Raw genomic sequence first — 16,583 nt, forward strand, 5'->3', positions numbered from 1 at the left:
GTGGGGGGGGGCGTCTCACCGGGCGGGGGGTGGGGGGCGGGTGTCTCCCTGCGGGGGGTCCCCGGGGGGGGGTCCCCCCGTTTTTCCCGGCGGGGCGGGCCCCGCCCGGGGGGGCGGCCCCCCCCGCTTCTGTCGCACGACAGCCCGAGCTACTTCACCGGCTCCGGCTCCGGTGCGTCCGCCGACTCCTCCTCGCCGGCCGGGTCGGCCGGGGTCTTCACGGAGTCCAGCAGCAGCTGCGATACGTCGACCACCTGGACCGACTCCTTCACCTTGACTCCCGCGGCAGAGTCGCTGTCGGACGCAGCCTTTTTGCCGTTGACCGAGTCGGTCAGCATGACCAGGCAGAACGGGCAGGCGGTGGAGACGATGTCCGGGTTGAGGGAGAGGGCTTCGTCGACGCGCTCGTTGTTGATGCGCTTGCCGATCCGCTCCTCCATCCACATCCGCGCACCACCGGCACCGCAGCAGAAGCCGCGCTCCTTGTGGCGGTGCATCTCCTGCTGGCGCAGGCCGGGAACGGCGGACATGATCTCGCGCGGCGGGGTGTAGATCTTGTTGTGACGGCCCAGGTAGCACGGGTCGTGGTACGTGATCAGGCCTTCGACCGGGGTCACCGGGATCAGCTTGCCCTCGTCGATGAGATGCTGGAGCAGCTGGGTGTGGTGGATGACCTCGTACTCGCCGCCGAGCTGCGGGTACTCGTTCGCGATGGTGTTGAAGCAGTGCGGGCAGGTCGCGACGATCTTCTTCGACGACTTCGGCTTCTTCGTCGACTCGTCCTCGTCGTCCTCACCGAACGCCATGTTCAGCATCGCGACATTTTCCTGGCCGAGCTGCTGGAACAGCGGCTCGTTGCCCAGGCGGCGGGCCGAGTCACCCGTGCATTTCTCGTCGCCGCCCATGATCGCGAACTTGACGCCTGCGATGTGGAGGAGTTCCGCGAAGGCCTTCGTGGTCTTCTTGGCCCGGTCCTCCAGGGCGCCCGCGCAGCCGACCCAGTACAGGTAGTCGACCTCCGACAGGTCCTCGACGTCCTTGCCGACGATCGGGACCTCGAAGTCGACCTCCTTGGTCCACTCGACGCGCTGCTTCTTGGCGAGTCCCCAGGGGTTGCCCTTCTTCTCCAGGTTCTTCAGCATCGTGCCCGCCTCGGAGGGGAACGCGGACTCGATCATCACCTGGTAGCGGCGCATGTCGACGATGTGGTCGATGTGCTCGATGTCGACCGGGCACTGCTCCACGCACGCACCGCAGGTGGTGCAGGACCAGAGCACGTCCGGGTCGATGACGCCGTTCTCCTCGACCGTGCCGATCAGGGGGCGCTCGGCCTCCGCGAGAGCCGCGGCCGGGACGTCCTTCAGCTGCTCCTCGGACGCCTTCTCGTTGCCCTCCATGTCCTTGCCGCCGCCGGCGAGCAGGTACGGGGCCTTGGCGTGCGCGTGGTCGCGCAAAGACATGATCAGGAGCTTCGGGGAGAGCGGCTTGCCCGTGTTCCAGGCCGGGCACTGCGACTGGCAGCGACCGCACTCCGTGCACGTGGAGAAGTCGAGGATGCCCTTCCAGGAGAACTGTTCGACCTGGGAGACACCGAAGATGTCGTCCTCGCCCGGGTCCTCGAAGTCGATCTCCTTGCCGCCCGACGTCATCGGCTGCAGCGCGCCGAGCGCGACCGCGCCGTCCGCGTTCCGCTTGAACCAGATGTTCGGGAAGCCGAGGAAGCGGTGCCAGGCGACACCCATGTTGGTGTTCAGCGAGACCGTGATCATCCAGATCATCGAGACGCCGATCTTGACCATCGCGGTGAAGTAGATGAGGTTCTGCAGCGTGCCGAGCGGGAGGCCCTTGAACGCGAGGACCAGGGGGTACGAGATGAAGTACGAGGCCTCGTAGTTCTCCACGTGGTGGATCGCGCCCTCAAGACCGCGCAGGGTCAGGATCGCCAGGCCGATGATGAGGATGACGTACTCGACGAAGTACGCCTGCCAGGACTTGGAGCCCGCGAAGCGGGACTTGCGGCCGGCCCGGGAGGGCAGGTTCAGCAGTCGGATGGCGATCAGCACGAGGATGCCGACCGTCGTCATCAGACCGATGAACTCGGTGAACATCTCGAACGGCGCCCAGTCGCCGATGACCGGCAGGACCCAGTCGGCCTCGAAGAGCTGCCCGTACGCCTGGAGCAGCGTCGGCGGCAGCGTCAGGAAGCCGATGGCGACGAACCAGTGCGCGAAGCCGACAATCCCCCACCGGTTCATCCGGGTGTGGCCGAGGAACTCCTTGACCAGGGTGATGGTGCGCTGCTTCGGGTTGTCGGTGCGGCTGCCTGCCGGGACCGGCTGTCCGAGCGTGACGAACCGGTAGATCTGCGCGACGGCTCGGGCGATGAGCGCAACGCCGACCACAGTCAGCACCAGCGACACGATGATCGCGGCGAGTTGCATTTGGGGGCTCCTCGGGCCTGCGAGGGTGGGATCCAGCGTCTACAAGCGAATACTGGCGATTACTAAGCAGTAACTTAATCAGTCTGTGCTGACACTACCCACTTATTCCGCCGCGCTGTAGCCGCACCGGCGGTGATCTGTGTCGCTCAGGTGTGCTTTGCCGCGCCGGGCGAGTCCGCGGATCGCCCTGCACAGCGCAGCCTGTACGGCTCTCGCCAGGATGGCCAGGTCGAGTCCCACCCAGTGGTGCTCGGCGTAGTGCTGGTCGAGCAGGGCCGGCTCGTCCCACGGCATTCCGGAGCGGGAGCGTACCTGCGCCAGGCCGATGAGGCCCGGTTTGAGTTCCTGCCGCCAGTGTCTCGCGGTGGTGGCGGCGAAGCCTCCAGGAGTATCGGAATCGGCTCCGGGGGGCCGGGCCCGCTCGTCGTCCGGCGCCAGGGGCTCCGGGCCGACCAGGGAGAGGTCTCCCCGTACGACGTGCGGCAGCCGGGAGAGCAGATCCAGCCGAAGCCGCCGGGTGCGCAGCGAGTGCAGTACGAAGAGGCGGCCGCCCAGGCCGATCCGGGGTGAGTGGGTCAGTACGCCGCCGGGGGCCCGCTGCGCGGCGAGGGCGAGGGCGCCCGCGGCGAGCAGGGGGGCGGCAAGGGCCAGCAGGGCCGAGCCGAGGGTCAGGTCCAGTACGCGCTTGGCCGACGGCCGCGCCCGCGTCCATTCCCGCCTCCATTTGCGCAGCCACTTCCATGTCCGCTCCTGTGGCTGTGTCCGCACGCGGACCGGCCTCTGTCTCCGCCTTTGCCTCTGTCTCTGCCTCTGCCTCTGCCTCTGAGTCTGCATCGTTCGCACCTGCCTGGGGGTCGGGCGGATCGAGTGCCGGTTTTATGTGGCTCACGGCGTTTTGTAACAGAACGATCCCATGGCGCGATGATGGGGCGGGCTGGGTGACCCGCGAAACGGGCGGGTGTCGCCCTCGATCTCCCGGGCGTGCGAGGCGCATGCACGATAGTTGAGTCTGCTCGACTCAAGTCTGTTGACACCGGGGCGGGGCGTCGTGCATCCTTGAGCCAGTTCCACTCAAGTAGTCAAGCTGGAGGAATTGAAATGGCACGTGCGGTCGGCATCGACCTGGGCACGACTAACTCCGTCGTCAGCGTTCTCGAAGGCGGCGAGCCCACCGTCATCACCAACGCAGAGGGCGCCAGGACCACGCCGTCCGTCGTCGCCTTCGCGAAGAACGGTGAGGTGCTGGTCGGTGAGGTCGCCAAGCGCCAGGCGGTGACCAACGTCGACAGGACCATCCGCTCGGTCAAGCGCCACATGGGCACTGACTGGAAGATCGAGCTGGACGGCAAGAACTTCAACCCGCAGCAGATGAGCGCCTTCATCCTGCAGAAGCTGAAGCGCGATGCCGAGGCGTACCTGGGCGAGAAGGTGACCGACGCGGTCATCACCGTCCCCGCGTACTTCAACGACTCCGAGCGTCAGGCGACGAAGGAGGCCGGCGAGATCGCGGGTCTGAACGTCCTGCGTATCGTCAACGAGCCGACGGCCGCCGCGCTGGCGTACGGCCTCGACAAGGACGACCAGACGATCCTCGTCTTCGACCTCGGTGGCGGCACCTTCGACGTCTCGCTGCTGGAGATCGGCGACGGCGTCGTCGAGGTGAAGGCCACCAACGGTGACAACCACCTCGGTGGTGACGACTGGGACCAGCGCGTCGTCGACTACCTGGTGAAGCAGTTCGCCAACGGGCACGGCGTGGACCTGTCCAAGGACAAGATGGCTCTCCAGCGTCTGCGCGAGGCCGCGGAGAAGGCGAAGATCGAGCTCTCGTCCTCGACCGAGACCACGATCAACCTGCCCTACATCACGGCGTCCGCCGAGGGCCCGCTGCACCTGGACGAGAAGCTCACGCGCTCGCAGTTCCAGCAGCTGACCGCCGACCTCCTGGAGCGCTGCAAGACGCCGTTCCACAACGTCGTCAAGGACGCGGGCATCCAGCTGTCCGAGATCGACCACGTCGTTCTCGTCGGTGGCTCCACCCGTATGCCGGCTGTCGCCGAGCTCGTCAAGGAGCTGACCGGTGGCCAGGAGGCCAACAAGGGTGTGAACCCGGACGAGGTCGTCGCCATCGGCGCCTCGCTCCAGGCCGGTGTCCTCAAGGGCGAGGTCAAGGACGTCCTGCTGCTCGACGTCACCCCGCTGTCCCTCGGTATCGAGACCAAGGGCGGCATCATGACGAAGCTCATCGAGCGCAACACCACGATCCCGACCAAGCGCTCCGAGATCTTCACGACGGCCGAGGACAACCAGCCGTCCGTGCAGATCCAGGTCTACCAGGGCGAGCGCGAGATCGCGGCGTACAACAAGAAGCTCGGAATGTTCGAGCTGACCGGCCTGCCGCCGGCCCCGCGTGGCGTCCCGCAGATCGAGGTCGCGTTCGACATCGACGCGAACGGCATCATGCACGTCGCCGCCAAGGACCTCGGCACCGGCAAGGAGCAGAAGATGACCGTCACCGGCGGCTCCTCGCTGCCGAAGGACGAGGTCAACCGGATGCGTGAGGAGGCCGAGCAGTACGCGGAGGAGGACCACCGCCGTCGCGAGGCCGCCGAGTCCCGCAACCAGGGCGAGCAGCTCGTCTACCAGACCGAGAAGTTCCTCAAGGACAACGAGGACAAGGTCCCCGCTGACGTGAAGACGGAGGTGGAGACCGCGCTCACCGAGCTGAAGGAGAAGCTCAAGGGCGACGACACCGCCGAGATCCGTACCGCCACCGAGAAGGTCGCGGCCGTCTCCCAGAAGCTGGGCCAGGCGATGTACGCCAACGCCCAGGCCGAGGGTGGCCCGCAGGGTGACCCGCAGCCGGGCGCCCAGCAGGCCAAGGCCGACGACGATGTCGTCGACGCCGAGATCGTGGACGACGAGAAGGACGCGAAGGGCGGTGCGATGTGACCGAGGAGACTCCGGGCTTCGAGGAGAAGCCCGACGTCCCCTCCGGCGCCACCTCTGACGGAGCTGAGCCGAAGGACGCCGCTTCCTCTTCCAAGGAGGAGGCGTCCGAGGCCGGGGACGCAGCACAGACAGTCGGTCTGACGGCCCAGCTGGACCAGGCCCGCACCGCGCTCAACGAGCGGACGGGCGACCTCCAGCGGCTCCAGGCCGAATACCAGAACTATCGTCGCCGCGTCGAGCGGGACCGGGCCACGGTCAAGGAGATCGCAGTTGCGGGTCTCCTGTCCGAGATACTGCCCGTGCTCGACGACGTGGGCCGGGCCCGTGAGCACGGCGAGCTCGTGGGCGGGTTCAAGTCGGTGGCCGAATCGCTGGAGACGGTCGTCGCCAAGCTGGGCCTGCAGCAGTTCGGCAAGGAGGGCGAGCCCTTCGACCCGACGATCCACGAAGCCCTGATGCACTCGTACGCGCCGGATGTCACCGAGACGACCTGCGTGGCGATCCTGCAGCCGGGGTATCGGATCGGCGAGCGCACCATCCGCCCCGCGCGGGTGGCGGTGGCCGAACCCCAGCCGGGTGCGGCAGCCAAGGAAGAGAAGGCAACCGACGAGGAGAGCGGTGGCACCGAGGAGGCCTGACGTCCCGTCTGACCACCTCGCTGCCCACCGCCCGGCCATGCGACCGCCCAACGGGCCGGTCGCATGGCCGATCGTCCGGAAGGAGGGACGTCGATGAGCACGAAGGACTTCGTCGAGAAGGACTACTACAAGGTCCTCGGCGTCCCCAAGGACGCCACCGACGCCGAGATCAAGAAGGCGTACCGGAAGCTCGCCCGCGAGTTCCACCCGGACGCCAACAAGGGCGATGACAAGGCGGAGGAGCGCTTCAAGGAGATCTCCGAGGCGAACGACATCCTCGGCGACAGCAAGAAGCGCAAGGAGTACGACGAGGCGCGCGCCCTCTTCGGCAACGGTGGCTTCAGGGCCGGCCCCCCAGGTGCCGGAGGCAACTTCAACTTCGACCTGGGCGACCTCTTCGGAGGCACCCAGGGCGGTGGCGCGGGCGGCGGAGCCGGCGGTTTCGGCGGCGGCGGTCTGGGCGATGTCTTCGGCGGCCTGTTCAACCGGGGCGGTGCGGGGACACGGGTGCAGCCGCGCCGCGGCCAGGACATCGAGTCCGAGGTGACGCTCAGCTTCAGCGAGGCGGTCGAGGGGGCCACGGTCCCGTTGCGGATGTCCAGCCAGGCGCCCTGCAAGGCGTGTTCCGGCACCGGTGACAAGAACGGCACCCCCAGGGTCTGCCCCACCTGTCTCGGCACCGGCCAGGTGTCGCGTGGCACCGGCGGCGGCTTCTCGCTCACCGACCCCTGCGTGGACTGCAAGGGCCGGGGCCTCATCGCCCAGGACCCCTGCGACGTCTGCAAGGGCAGCGGACGGGCGAAGTCCTCCCGGACCATGCAGGTCAGGATCCCGGCGGGCGTCTCGGACAGCCAGCGGATCCGGCTGCGCGGCAAGGGCGGCCCGGGCGAGCGCGGTGGTCCGGCCGGCGATCTGTATGTCGTGGTCCATGTCGACGCCCACCCGGTCTTCGGCCGCAGGGGCGACAACCTCACGGTCACCGTGCCCGTCGACTTCACGGAGGCGGCACTCGGCGGCGAGGTGAAAGTGCCCACGCTCGGTGGTCCGCCGGTCACCCTGAAACTGCCGGCCGGCACCCCCAACGGGCGTACGATGCGCGCCCGCGGCAAGGGCGCCGTACGCAAGGACGGCACCCGGGGCGACCTGCTGGTCACCGTCGAGGTGACGGTGCCCAGGGATCTCAGCACCGAGGCCAGGGACGCGCTGGAGGCATACCGGAAGGCGACCGCGGGCCACGACCCGCGGGCGGAGCTGTTCCAGGCTGCGAAGGGAGCTTGAGGTGGACGGCCGACGACGCAATCCGTACGAACTGACCGATGAATCGCCGGTGTACGTGATCTCGATTGCGGCCCAGCTCTCGGGCCTGCATCCGCAGACGCTGCGCCAGTACGACCGCCTCGGCCTGGTCTCCCCCGACCGTACGGCCGGGCGCGGCAGGCGCTACTCGGCCCGCGACATCGAGCTGCTGCGCACCGTGCAGCAGCTGTCGCAGGACGAGGGCATCAACCTCGCCGGCATCAAGCGCATCATCGAGCTGGAGAACCAGGTCGCGGCTCTCCAGCAGCGCATCGCCGAACTCTCGTCGGCCGTGGACGGCGCGGCGGCGGCGATGCAGCAGCGCGAGGCCCAGGTGCATGCCTCGTACCGACGCGATCTGGTGCCCTATCAGGATGTGCAGCAGACCAGCGCGTTGGTGGTCTGGCGGCCGAAGAGGCCGAAGGACTGAGCGGGTTCGGCGTACCCGCACGACAGGCGAGGCCCGTCACCCGTTCCTTCCCGGGTGGCGGGCCTCGCCCGTGTGCGCGGGGCCGGCGCGCACATCTGCCGGTCTAATTCGGCGTCTTGTCGAGGATTCCTGATTGGGCGATGAGGTAGCCGAGTTGGGCGCGGCTGTTGCTTCCGAGAGTGGCGGACAACTTGGCGACATGAGCGCGGCAGGTGCGGACATTCATGCCGAGGCGTCGGGCGATCGCCTCGTCGACGTATCCCTCGATGAGGAGTTTGGCTATGGACCGCTGAATGCCGGTGATGCCGTCATCGGGAGGGGTGTACGGAGCCTCTTCGGTGAGAGGGGTCGCCAGTTGCCAGAATTGGTTGAATACGGATACCAGATACTCCACGAGGCCGGGGTGGCGAAGCTCCAGCGCCACCTGCCGGTCACGGCGTGCGGGGATGACGGCCACGGAGCGATCGAAGATGATCATGCGGTCGATCAGCTCTTCCAGCGTCCGGACCTCCACATGTCCCGAGTGCAGCCGCTCCAAGTAGGCGAAGACGCCGGGGCCGTGACGCACTGTGTGCTGGTAGAGAGTGCGCAGCCGTACGCCGCGGCTGATCGGTCCCTCCACGCGTTCCAGCGACTGGGTGAGGACATCCAGATTGCGGACGCCGCCCGGCTGGATGGTGAGTATCTCTTCGGTGCATTGGGCGGTCGCGGTGTCCAGCGTCGCATTGATGGTCCGCAGCCCTTCCAGGACGGTGATCGCATGCGTGGTCACCGAGGGCTGGGCGCTGATGGCCATGAATGGCTCGAAAGCGTCAGTCAATTCGACGGTGATCCGGCGGCGGTCCCGGATCTCTCGCTCTATGGGATGCAGGCGCTGCGCGAGCACGGATGAGGGAGGGACCGGGCGAAGCCATGTGGCGTCGTCCGGGTCCGGGTGCAGCAGAGCGAATTCCAACAGGCAGGGAGCTGCTTCGACCTCCGCGCGGCCGATACGCCCGGCACCCAGAGCGGCGGCGTACAGCCGTGCACCCTCGTCGCACAGTTCGGTGATGGGGTGAGGATGCGTAGGTTTCATACTTGTTGTGAGCAAATCTCCACCCCCCAGGGTCCTGAACGTACAGGAACATGATGCATCGCTCCTGTGGCTTCGACGTGCTGGGTTGCGACATCGTCTAGGTGGAGCCGGGGGAGAGGACCTACCAAGTGAGGACGAAGCCAACCATGTACAAGAGATTGCTTCGCTCGGTTCTTGCCGTCGCCTTCGCTGCCGCAGCATTCTCCGTAGCGGTTCAGGGGGATGTCTCGTGGGACAGTCAGAGGAATGACGCGCCGAGCAGGGTGACGGCGGACGGACTCGCCACCAATGACGTGTCCTGGGACAGTCAGCCGGCCGGCGCGGCCGCAGGCGCATGACCATTCCGCCGGACGACCGGACCTTCCGGCGGGAGATGGCCACGGCCTACCGATCGGGCTGGCATTTCATCGATCTCGTCACAGCCATTCCCCGTTGTGGCGACTCGCTGATGGTCACTCTGTTCGGCGACCCGATCGTTGTCGCACGTGAAGAAGACGACGAAGTACGTGCCTACCGGTGCCTCCGCAAGCCGCGTGGAGCTCCGCAGCCCGTCCGCTGCGCGATCCGGTACGACATGATTTTCGTCAACCTCGACCGGCGTGACCACCAGCTGTTCGAGCCAGAGACTATTTCCGCCACCCCCCGCAGTGCCTGAGCGATCCCCCGTCGTTACATGTCGCTCAGTCACTTCCCCCACACAACGGCGCCATCGTGACCTGAACACGATGGCGCCGTTGTGCTGCCCGGGGTGAAGCTCGCGGGTTTCCTCACACCCTGCCGAGCGCCCGGTCCAGGGCGATCTCGATGACGACGCGGTCCGGGTTGGGTGCCGGCGTGCGTTCGTAGCGTTCCGCGTAGCGGCTCACCGCGTCGGCGATCACATCCGGCTCCGTGCGCACCGTGGCCCGGCCCTCCAGCGTTGCCCAGCGGCCGCGGTCGACCTGGCAGACCGCGACCCGGGCGCCGTCCGGGCCCGCGGCCAGGACGTTGGCGACCTTCCGGCTGCTCTTGTTGGTGATGATGCGCGCGAGTCCGGCCTCGGGGTCGTACGTCACGCCCACCGGCACCACGTGCGGCGTGCCGTCGGAGCGGGGAGTGGTCAGGGTGCACAGGTGGTACTCGCGCCAGAACGCGAGGTACTCGGGGCCGGGATTCGTCACGTCGACTGCCATGGGGACAGCGTAGGCAGCACGCCCCGTGCCCCTGCCCCGCGGTGGCGGAGGTTCGCCCCGGCCGGTTCACTCGGAACATCTGAAGAGGAGAGTCGGAGCCCCCATGGGCGAAATAGGTTGAGTGGAATAGACTCAACTTTGTACACGTTGACCTAGTCAGTGTTGTGGAGAGATCAGCCACCGCAAGGAGGAGAAAGCGCACGTGGACGCCGAGCTGACCAACAAGAGCCGGGACGCCATCAACGCGGCCACCAGCAGGGCCGTGAAGGACGGGCACCCTGATCTGACCCCCGGGCATCTGCTGCTCGCGCTGCTCGCGGGCGAGGACAACGAGAACATCATCGATCTGCTCGCCGCCGTCGAGGCCGACCAGATCGTCGTACGCACCGAGACCGAGCGGCTCCTGGGCGCGCAGCCCAGTGTCACCGGGTCGACCGTCGCCCCGCCGCAGCCCAACCGCGAGCTGCTCGCCGTCATCGCGGATGCCGCGCAGCGCGCGAAGGAACTCGGCGACGACTACCTCTCCACCGAGCACCTGCTGATCGGCATCGCCGCCGAGGGCGGCCGCGCCGGTGAGATCCTGAGCGGGCAGGGGGCCAGCGCGAAGAGGCTGCTGGACGCATTCGATAAGAGCAGGGGAGGGCGCCGGGTGACCACACCCGACCCGGAGGGCCAGTACAAGGCCCTGGAGAAGTTCGGTACGGACTTCACGGCCGCCGCCAGGGAAGGCAAGCTCGACCCGGTCATCGGGCGTGACCACGAGATCCGGCGTGTCGTCCAGGTGCTCTCGCGGCGTACGAAGAACAATCCGGTGCTCATCGGCGAGCCCGGCGTAGGCAAGACGGCCGTCGTCGAAGGGCTCGCCCAGCGCATCGTCAAGGGCGACGTCCCCGAGTCCCTGAAGAACAAGCGGCTCGTCTCGCTCGACCTCGGCGCGATGGTCGCGGGTGCCAAGTACCGCGGCGAGTTCGAGGAACGGCTGAAGACCGTCCTCTCCGAGATCAAGGAGAGCGACGGGCAGATCATCACCTTCATCGACGAGCTGCACACCGTCGTGGGCGCGGGCGCCGGCGGCGACTCCTCCATGGACGCGGGCAACATGCTCAAGCCGATGCTGGCCCGCGGCGAGCTCCGCATGGTCGGCGCGACGACACTCGACGAGTACCGCGAGCGGATCGAGAAGGACCCGGCCCTGGAGCGCCGCTTCCAGCAGGTGCTGGTGGCGGAGCCGAGCGTCGAGGACACCATCGCGATCCTGCGCGGTCTCAAGGGCCGTTACGAGGCCCACCACAAGGTCTCCATCGCGGACTCCGCGCTGGTGGCCGCCGCGACCCTGTCCGACCGCTACATCACCTCCCGCTTCCTCCCCGACAAGGCCATCGACCTGGTCGACGAGGCGGCGTCCCGGCTGCGCATGGAGATCGACTCCTCGCCCGTCGAGATCGACGAACTCCAGCGCGCCGTCGACCGCCTCCGCATGGAGGAGCTGGCCCTCAAGAACGAGACCGACCCCGGCTCCAGGCAGCGCCTGGAGAAGCTCCGCCGCGACCTCGCCGACAAGGAGGAGGAGCTGCGCGGCCTCAACGCCCGCTGGGAGAAGGAGAAGCAGGGCCTCAACCGCGTCGGTGAACTGAAGGAACGCCTCGACGAACTGCACGGCCAGGCCGAACGCGCCCAGCGCGACGGCGACTTCGACACCGCCTCCAAGCTGCTGTACGGGGAGATCCCCGGCCTGGAGCGGGAGCTGGCGGAGGCGTCCGAGGCCGAGCAGGAGGCCGCCAAGGACACGATGGTCAAGGACGAGGTCGGCCCGGACGACATCGCCGACGTCGTCGGCTCCTGGACCGGCATCCCGGCCGGACGACTGCTGGAGGGCGAGACCCAGAAGCTGCTGCGCATGGAGGAGGAGCTCGGTAAGCGCCTCATCGGACAGACCGAGGCCGTGCGGGCGGTGTCGGACGCGGTACGCCGTACCCGCGCCGGAATCGCCGACCCCGACCGGCCCACCGGATCGTTCCTCTTCCTCGGCCCGACCGGTGTCGGCAAGACGGAGCTCGCGAAGGCCCTCGCCGACTTCCTGTTCGACGACGAGCGGGCCATGGTCCGCATCGACATGAGCGAGTACGGCGAGAAGCACAGCGTGGCGCGCCTCGTCGGTGCCCCGCCCGGCTACGTCGGCTACGAGGAGGGCGGCCAGCTCACGGAGGCGGTCCGCCGCCGCCCGTACAGCGTCGTCCTGCTGGACGAGGTCGAGAAGGCCCACCCCGAGGTCTTCGACATCCTGCTCCAGGTCCTCGACGACGGCCGGCTCACCGACGGACAGGGCCGGACGGTTGACTTCCGCAACACCATCCTGATCCTGACCTCCAACCTCGGCAGCCAGTTCCTGGTCGATCCTCTGACCAAGCCCGAGGTGAAGAAGGAGCAGGTCCTGGAGGTCGTACGGGCCTCGTTCAAGCCGGAGTTCCTCAACCGGCTCGACGACCTGGTGGTCTTCTCCGCACTGTCCGGCGACGAGCTCTCGCACATCGCGAAGCTCCAGATCGACCGGCTCGCGGGACGTCTGGCCGACCGCAGGCTCACCCTCGACGTCACCCCGGCCGCCCTGGCCTGGCTGGCCGAGGAGGGCAACGACCCGGCCTACGGAGCACGGCCGCTGCGCCGCCTCATCCAGACGGCGATCGGCGACCGGCTCGCGAAGGAGATCCTCGCGGGCGAGGTCAAGGACGGGGACACCGTCCGGGTGGACCGGGTCGGGGACGACCTGCTCGTCGGCCCGGCGGCGTGACCGCCCGGCCGGGTGCCGTGATCGCCCCGGCCCCGCGTCGCGATCCCCCGTAAAGGGCCCCGGCGGGCCCGGTCCGTACCGGCTGCGTATCAGCTTGTGGCGGATCGGGCCCCTCAGGGCTTGCCATCACCCGCCCGCCATGGGAGAGGATGGCGGCAACCGCACGAAGGGAAAAACACGGTGAGCATCGATCCGTCCTCGATTCCGAATTTCGGGGGCCAGCCCGAACCGCAGGCCGCAGGACCGGAGGGCCCCGTCGTCCCTGACCAGGACCTCGTCAAGCAGCTCCTCGAACAGATGGAGCTGAAGTACGTCGTCGACGACGAGGGTGACCTCGCGGCGCCGTGGGAGGACTTCCGCACGTACTTCATGTTCCGTGGTGAGGACGAGCAGCAGGTCTTCTCGGTCCGTACGTTCTACGACCGCCCGCACGCCGCGGACCAGCGCCCGGTCCTCCTCGACGCGGTCGACGACTGGAACCGCCGCACCCTGTGGCCCAAGGTCTACACGCACACCCACGAGCCCGAGGAGGGCTCCGGGGAGACCGAGGCCTCGGTCCGTCTGATCGGTGAGGCGCAGATGCTCATCGGTACGGGTGTCAGCCTGGAGCACTTCGTCTCGTCGACGGTCAGCTGGGTGCGCGCCTCGATCGAGTTCGACAAGTGGCTGCAGGAGCGTCTGGGCCTGACGCCGGCCGAGGAGAAGACGGACGGCACGGAGCAGGCCGCACCGGACGCCTGAGTCCCGCACAGCAGTGACAGCCCGGCCCGGGGCGACGGTCATGGAGACCGCCGCCCCGGGCCGGGCTGTTTTCACGGGGTGTGTGTGCCGCACGAGAATCTCGGTCTGCCTCCGGTGCTGCCGGCCGCCCGGCGCTGCCTTCTCCGGCACCGCACCTCCCCGTGTCGCGCGGCTGTCCGGTTCGGTGAGGGAGCGTCACGCCAGAGCTGGGGATGGGCCTTGCGGGCCATGGGGGCCAGTTCGCAGGCCTGATCAGGGAGTCGGCCCGCCACTTTCGTCACTGTTCCGCAACAGGCATGAACCGCCCCGCCGGGTGCCCCGTACAGCCCGGTGTGCGCGGCTCAGCGGCCGCGGCGACCCGAAACGAGAGAAGGAGCCGACATGGCCGGCGGCAACATCAACATCAGCCCGGAAGAGATGCGGGAGGCGTCGATCTGGCTGCAGCACCAGAAGGAACTGATGCAGCAGAGCCTCCACGAGGCCAACACCAAGATGGACGAGATGGTCGAGGCGGCCTACTCGACGCCGGGCTCCGAGACCAAGTTCCGTCCGTTCTGGGAGGAGTACAAGAACGGCACCGACAAGGCGATCGAGGGCCTGCAGGGCGTCAGCGAGTTCATCAAGCAGGTCGCCGACGCGTTCGTCGACACCGACGACCAGACGTCCGGCTCCATCGGCTGACGTGCCCTGTGTCCGGTCCCGCCCTTCTGCGGCGGGACCGGGCGGCGGCCGGAGAGGAGGAACCGATGACCCGCATCAGTGTCCCCCTTGAGGACCTGAACGAGACGGTCAAGTCACTTGAGGACATCGGGGAGCGGATCAACAACACCGCGCGGCTCAGCGACGTCGGATCGAAGGGCGACGTGGGCGATTCGAGGCTCGCCGACTCCCTCGCCGACTTCGACGACGCATGGGGCAGGGGCCACGAGAAGGTGAAGGACAACGTGAAGGTCTTCTCCGAGAACACGAAGAAGATCTCCGACGCCTTCACGCAGACGGACGACGAGACCGTCAAGGCGCTGGACGACTCCAAGAAGACCTGACGAGAGCCTGCTGGCAGAAGGGACATGCGTGATGACGCATCCGGTCACGGACCGGGCTACGGGGGCGCCCGCGCACTACAAGATGCGCTACCCCGGCTCCTGGTGGTATCTGGACCTCGACCCGAGCACCCGGGACGCGTCCATCCGCCGCCGTATCGAGCACCAGGCGAAGGGGGTTCCGCAGCTTTCCCGCGAGCGGCTCGACGGCCTGATCCGCGACACCCGCCGGACCGCCCGTGAGGCCTATGCCCGGGGGGCGCTCCAGGCGGCGGGGATGGTCAGGTTCCCCGGCGGGGACGCGATGCTCAGTGCCACGTCCGTCGTGCTGCGGATGCCCGTGCCGGAGGACCAGTCGGCGGATCTGGCCGAGGTGCTGTTCGGGGCGAGCATGCAGGCCGGGGACCCGCAGAGCAGTGGGTATCCGCCGCGCGAGGTGGATCTGCTGGAGCTTCCGGACGTCGGACCGGTCGGGCGGATCGCCTCGATCGAGGACATCGACTACAAGGGCACGCCGGTGCGTACGGCGCTGCTGCACACGCTGTTCCCGATCCCGAACCGCCGGGAATACCTGCTGGTCTCCAGCTCCACGCCCAATGTGGAGCTCAAGGACCAGTTCTTCGAGGTGTTCGACGCCATCGCGGGGACGCTGCGCTTCGTGGAAGTCAAGAGCAAGGGCACGGCTGCGCCGGCCGCACAGAGCCCGCAGGGCACGGACGAGAACGGAAAGTGAGGGCGCGGCAATGGCGCGGCCAGCGGTGTCCGACTGGGAGACGGTCTTCGGGTTCTCGGACGACCCGACGCCGGGCGATGCGGAGATGCTCGCGAAGCTCGCGGGCCAGTACCGGTCCGTCGCTGACGACGCGGAGCAGGCGCTCCCCATCGTCAGCGGCCTGAAGAACGGCCAGCTCGGCGAGGGCAAGGCCATGGAGAAACTCCGGGACAAGCTCGGGGACCTGGCCAATCAGGTGGAGAAGCTGCACAGTTCGTACGACAAGGCGGCCCGCGCGCTGGACACTTACTCCGACCAGCTGGGGGACCATCAGCGCAAGGCCGACAACGCCCTGGTCGAAGGGCGGGACGCCAAGGAGCGGCTGCAGCGGGCCACCGACGCCGCCGCCGCGGCGGGCTCCGTGATCAGCGGCCTGGACGCGGCGGACCCGCCCCCGCCGGACGACGAGGCGGCCCGGCGCAGTGCGCGGCAGGCCATGGAGAATGCCCGGAACGACCAGGCGCGGGCGCAGGGGGACGTCGACAGCGCCCAGCGGGATCTCGACGCCGCCCGCATGCTCGCCGAGGACGCGCGGGAGCTGCGCGAGACGGACGCCTCGACGGCGGCCCGCGCCCTGGACGAGGCGACGAGCGAGGCGGTCCCGGGCAAGAGCCTGTGGGAGAAGATCAAGGACATCTTCAAGAAGGTGCTCGGCTTCATCAGCGCCGCCCTGGGCATCATTGCCATGCTCATCCCCGGATTGCAGGGCCTGGGGCTCATCCTGACGATCGCCAGTCTGGTCACCGCTGCCATCCCGTTCATCATGAACATCGTCGACAGTATTCAGTCGGGCGAGTGGGATGTGCTCGACATGGTTCTCAGCGGCCTGGGGCTGGTGCTCGGCGGTATCGGTCTGATCAAGATCGCCAATCTGGGCGGGATCGCGAACACCCTCAAGACCGTCGGGAACAACCTCAAGACGATCCAGATCAACATCAAGAGCGTGGTCCCCACCATCAAGGCGTTCACCGGGTTCAAGAACCCGGGCGAGCTGGTCGCGAACCTGCTGAAGAACATCCCCGGTGTCGTGTTGAAGACACCGGGCATCGTGAAGCAGCTGCCGGGCATCACCAACATCTGGACGAAGACGGCGGGGTGGATCGACCAGAGCTCGAACCTCATCGGAGTGGCCGGCCTCGGCTGGGCGATCAACGGCGCCGTCCCCCACGGGACGCAGGGCACGATCGTGCGCGACCCCAGCTATGTGGAGGGATCGACCTGATCCGGGCCGCGTCCCG

The 16,583-nt window shown here is 68.0% G+C and carries 15 protein-coding genes; 11 read left to right on the forward strand and 4 right to left on the reverse strand.

Going from position 1 to position 16,583, the window contains the following annotated elements; all coding sequences use genetic code 11:
* Nucleotides 1-149 precede the first annotated feature (149 nt).
* Nucleotides 150-2,441, reverse strand: coding sequence for a (Fe-S)-binding protein (locus ACH4EW_RS06995; protein ID WP_398252497.1), 2,292 nt, complete (start codon nucleotides 2,439-2,441; stop codon nucleotides 150-152).
* Between the two features lie 102 nt (nucleotides 2,442-2,543).
* A complete protein-coding gene (locus tag ACH4EW_RS07000; protein WP_398252500.1) occupies nucleotides 2,544-3,209 on the reverse strand; it encodes a sugar transferase in 666 nt (221 codons plus the stop codon).
* 330 nt (nucleotides 3,210-3,539) lie between these two features.
* On the opposite strand from ACH4EW_RS07000, the gene dnaK reads away from it, so the two are divergent.
* The 4 genes from dnaK (at nucleotide 3,540) to ACH4EW_RS07020 (ending at nucleotide 7,757) form a co-directional block, all read left to right on the forward strand.
* Nucleotides 3,540-5,393: a molecular chaperone DnaK gene (gene dnaK / locus ACH4EW_RS07005; protein WP_398252503.1), complete on the forward strand. Its 1,854-nt coding sequence runs from the start codon at nucleotides 3,540-3,542 to the stop codon at nucleotides 5,391-5,393.
* Complete coding sequence (gene grpE / locus ACH4EW_RS07010) at nucleotides 5,390-6,031, forward strand: nucleotide exchange factor GrpE (RefSeq protein WP_398252506.1); 642 nt, start codon at nucleotides 5,390-5,392, stop codon at nucleotides 6,029-6,031. The genes dnaK and grpE overlap by 4 nt, the downstream gene beginning before the upstream one ends.
* Before the next feature lie 93 nt (nucleotides 6,032-6,124).
* Complete coding sequence (gene dnaJ, locus ACH4EW_RS07015; protein ID WP_398252509.1) at nucleotides 6,125-7,309, forward strand: molecular chaperone DnaJ; 1,185 nt, start codon at nucleotides 6,125-6,127, stop codon at nucleotides 7,307-7,309.
* A gap of 1 nt (nucleotide 7,310) precedes the next feature.
* A complete protein-coding gene (locus ACH4EW_RS07020) occupies nucleotides 7,311-7,757 on the forward strand; it encodes a heat shock protein transcriptional repressor HspR (RefSeq protein WP_398252512.1) in 447 nt (148 codons plus the stop codon).
* A 103-nt stretch (nucleotides 7,758-7,860) separates the two neighbouring features.
* Here the strand turns inward: ACH4EW_RS07020 and ACH4EW_RS07025 are convergent, their stop codons facing one another.
* Entirely contained in the window at nucleotides 7,861-8,832 is a 972-nt protein-coding gene (locus ACH4EW_RS07025; protein ID WP_398252515.1) for a helix-turn-helix transcriptional regulator, read from the reverse strand.
* 334 nt (nucleotides 8,833-9,166) lie between these two features.
* On the opposite strand from ACH4EW_RS07025, the gene ACH4EW_RS07030 reads away from it, so the two are divergent.
* On the forward strand, nucleotides 9,167-9,487 hold the full coding sequence (locus ACH4EW_RS07030) for a (2Fe-2S)-binding protein (RefSeq protein WP_093899390.1): 321 nt from the start codon (nucleotides 9,167-9,169) through the stop codon (nucleotides 9,485-9,487).
* A 112-nt stretch (nucleotides 9,488-9,599) separates the two neighbouring features.
* On the opposite strand, the gene ACH4EW_RS07035 is transcribed toward ACH4EW_RS07030, so the two are convergent.
* On the reverse strand, nucleotides 9,600-10,004 hold the full coding sequence (locus tag ACH4EW_RS07035) for a pyridoxamine 5'-phosphate oxidase family protein (protein WP_398252518.1): 405 nt from the start codon (nucleotides 10,002-10,004) through the stop codon (nucleotides 9,600-9,602).
* Nucleotides 10,005-10,206: 202 nt separating this feature from the next.
* Here ACH4EW_RS07035 and clpB point away from each other — a divergent pair, with 202 nt between their 5' ends.
* The 6 genes from clpB to ACH4EW_RS07065 all read left to right on the forward strand — a co-directional run bounded on the left by clpB (nucleotide 10,207) and on the right by ACH4EW_RS07065 (nucleotide 16,567).
* Nucleotides 10,207-12,792, forward strand: coding sequence for an ATP-dependent chaperone ClpB (gene clpB / locus ACH4EW_RS07040; protein WP_398252521.1), 2,586 nt, complete (start codon nucleotides 10,207-10,209; stop codon nucleotides 12,790-12,792).
* A 180-nt stretch (nucleotides 12,793-12,972) separates the two neighbouring features.
* Nucleotides 12,973-13,533 (forward strand): YbjN domain-containing protein, encoded by a 561-nt coding sequence (locus ACH4EW_RS07045; RefSeq protein WP_398252524.1) that lies wholly within the window; start codon nucleotides 12,973-12,975, stop codon nucleotides 13,531-13,533.
* 381 nt (nucleotides 13,534-13,914) lie between these two features.
* Nucleotides 13,915-14,214, forward strand: coding sequence for a WXG100 family type VII secretion target (locus tag ACH4EW_RS07050; RefSeq protein ID WP_398252527.1), 300 nt, complete (start codon nucleotides 13,915-13,917; stop codon nucleotides 14,212-14,214).
* Nucleotides 14,215-14,279: 65 nt separating this feature from the next.
* Nucleotides 14,280-14,576, forward strand: a complete 297-nt coding sequence (locus ACH4EW_RS07055) for a hypothetical protein (RefSeq protein ID WP_398252530.1) — start codon at nucleotides 14,280-14,282, stop codon at nucleotides 14,574-14,576.
* Between the two features lie 31 nt (nucleotides 14,577-14,607).
* Nucleotides 14,608-15,306: a hypothetical protein gene (locus tag ACH4EW_RS07060; protein ID WP_398252533.1), complete on the forward strand. Its 699-nt coding sequence runs from the start codon at nucleotides 14,608-14,610 to the stop codon at nucleotides 15,304-15,306.
* Between the two features lie 10 nt (nucleotides 15,307-15,316).
* A complete protein-coding gene (locus tag ACH4EW_RS07065; RefSeq protein WP_398252536.1) occupies nucleotides 15,317-16,567 on the forward strand; it encodes a hypothetical protein in 1,251 nt (416 codons plus the stop codon).
* Nucleotides 16,568-16,583 lie beyond the last annotated feature (16 nt).

The sequence above is a fragment of the Streptomyces sp. NPDC018000 genome, assembly GCF_044328025.1.
GTDB lineage: Bacteria > Actinomycetota > Actinomycetes > Streptomycetales > Streptomycetaceae > Streptomyces.

What these genes read in the sequence shown, in the direction of transcription:
- ACH4EW_RS06995 (WP_398252497.1), bottom strand. Translation starts at nt 2,441, where the DNA reads ATGCAACTCGCCGCGATCATCGTGTCGCTGGTGCTGACTGTGGTCGGC.
- dnaK (WP_398252503.1), top strand. Translation starts at nt 3,540, where the DNA reads ATGGCACGTGCGGTCGGCATCGACCTGGGCACGACTAACTCCGTCGTC.
- dnaJ (WP_398252509.1), top strand. Translation starts at nt 6,125, where the DNA reads ATGAGCACGAAGGACTTCGTCGAGAAGGACTACTACAAGGTCCTCGGC.
- ACH4EW_RS07025 (WP_398252515.1), bottom strand. Translation starts at nt 8,832, where the DNA reads ATGAAACCTACGCATCCTCACCCCATCACCGAACTGTGCGACGAGGGT.
- ACH4EW_RS07030 (WP_093899390.1), top strand. Translation starts at nt 9,167, where the DNA reads ATGACCATTCCGCCGGACGACCGGACCTTCCGGCGGGAGATGGCCACG.
- ACH4EW_RS07035 (WP_398252518.1), bottom strand. Translation starts at nt 10,004, where the DNA reads ATGGCAGTCGACGTGACGAATCCCGGCCCCGAGTACCTCGCGTTCTGG.
- ACH4EW_RS07050 (WP_398252527.1), top strand. Translation starts at nt 13,915, where the DNA reads ATGGCCGGCGGCAACATCAACATCAGCCCGGAAGAGATGCGGGAGGCG.
- ACH4EW_RS07055 (WP_398252530.1), top strand. Translation starts at nt 14,280, where the DNA reads ATGACCCGCATCAGTGTCCCCCTTGAGGACCTGAACGAGACGGTCAAG.
- ACH4EW_RS07060 (WP_398252533.1), top strand. Translation starts at nt 14,608, where the DNA reads ATGACGCATCCGGTCACGGACCGGGCTACGGGGGCGCCCGCGCACTAC.
- ACH4EW_RS07065 (WP_398252536.1), top strand. Translation starts at nt 15,317, where the DNA reads ATGGCGCGGCCAGCGGTGTCCGACTGGGAGACGGTCTTCGGGTTCTCG.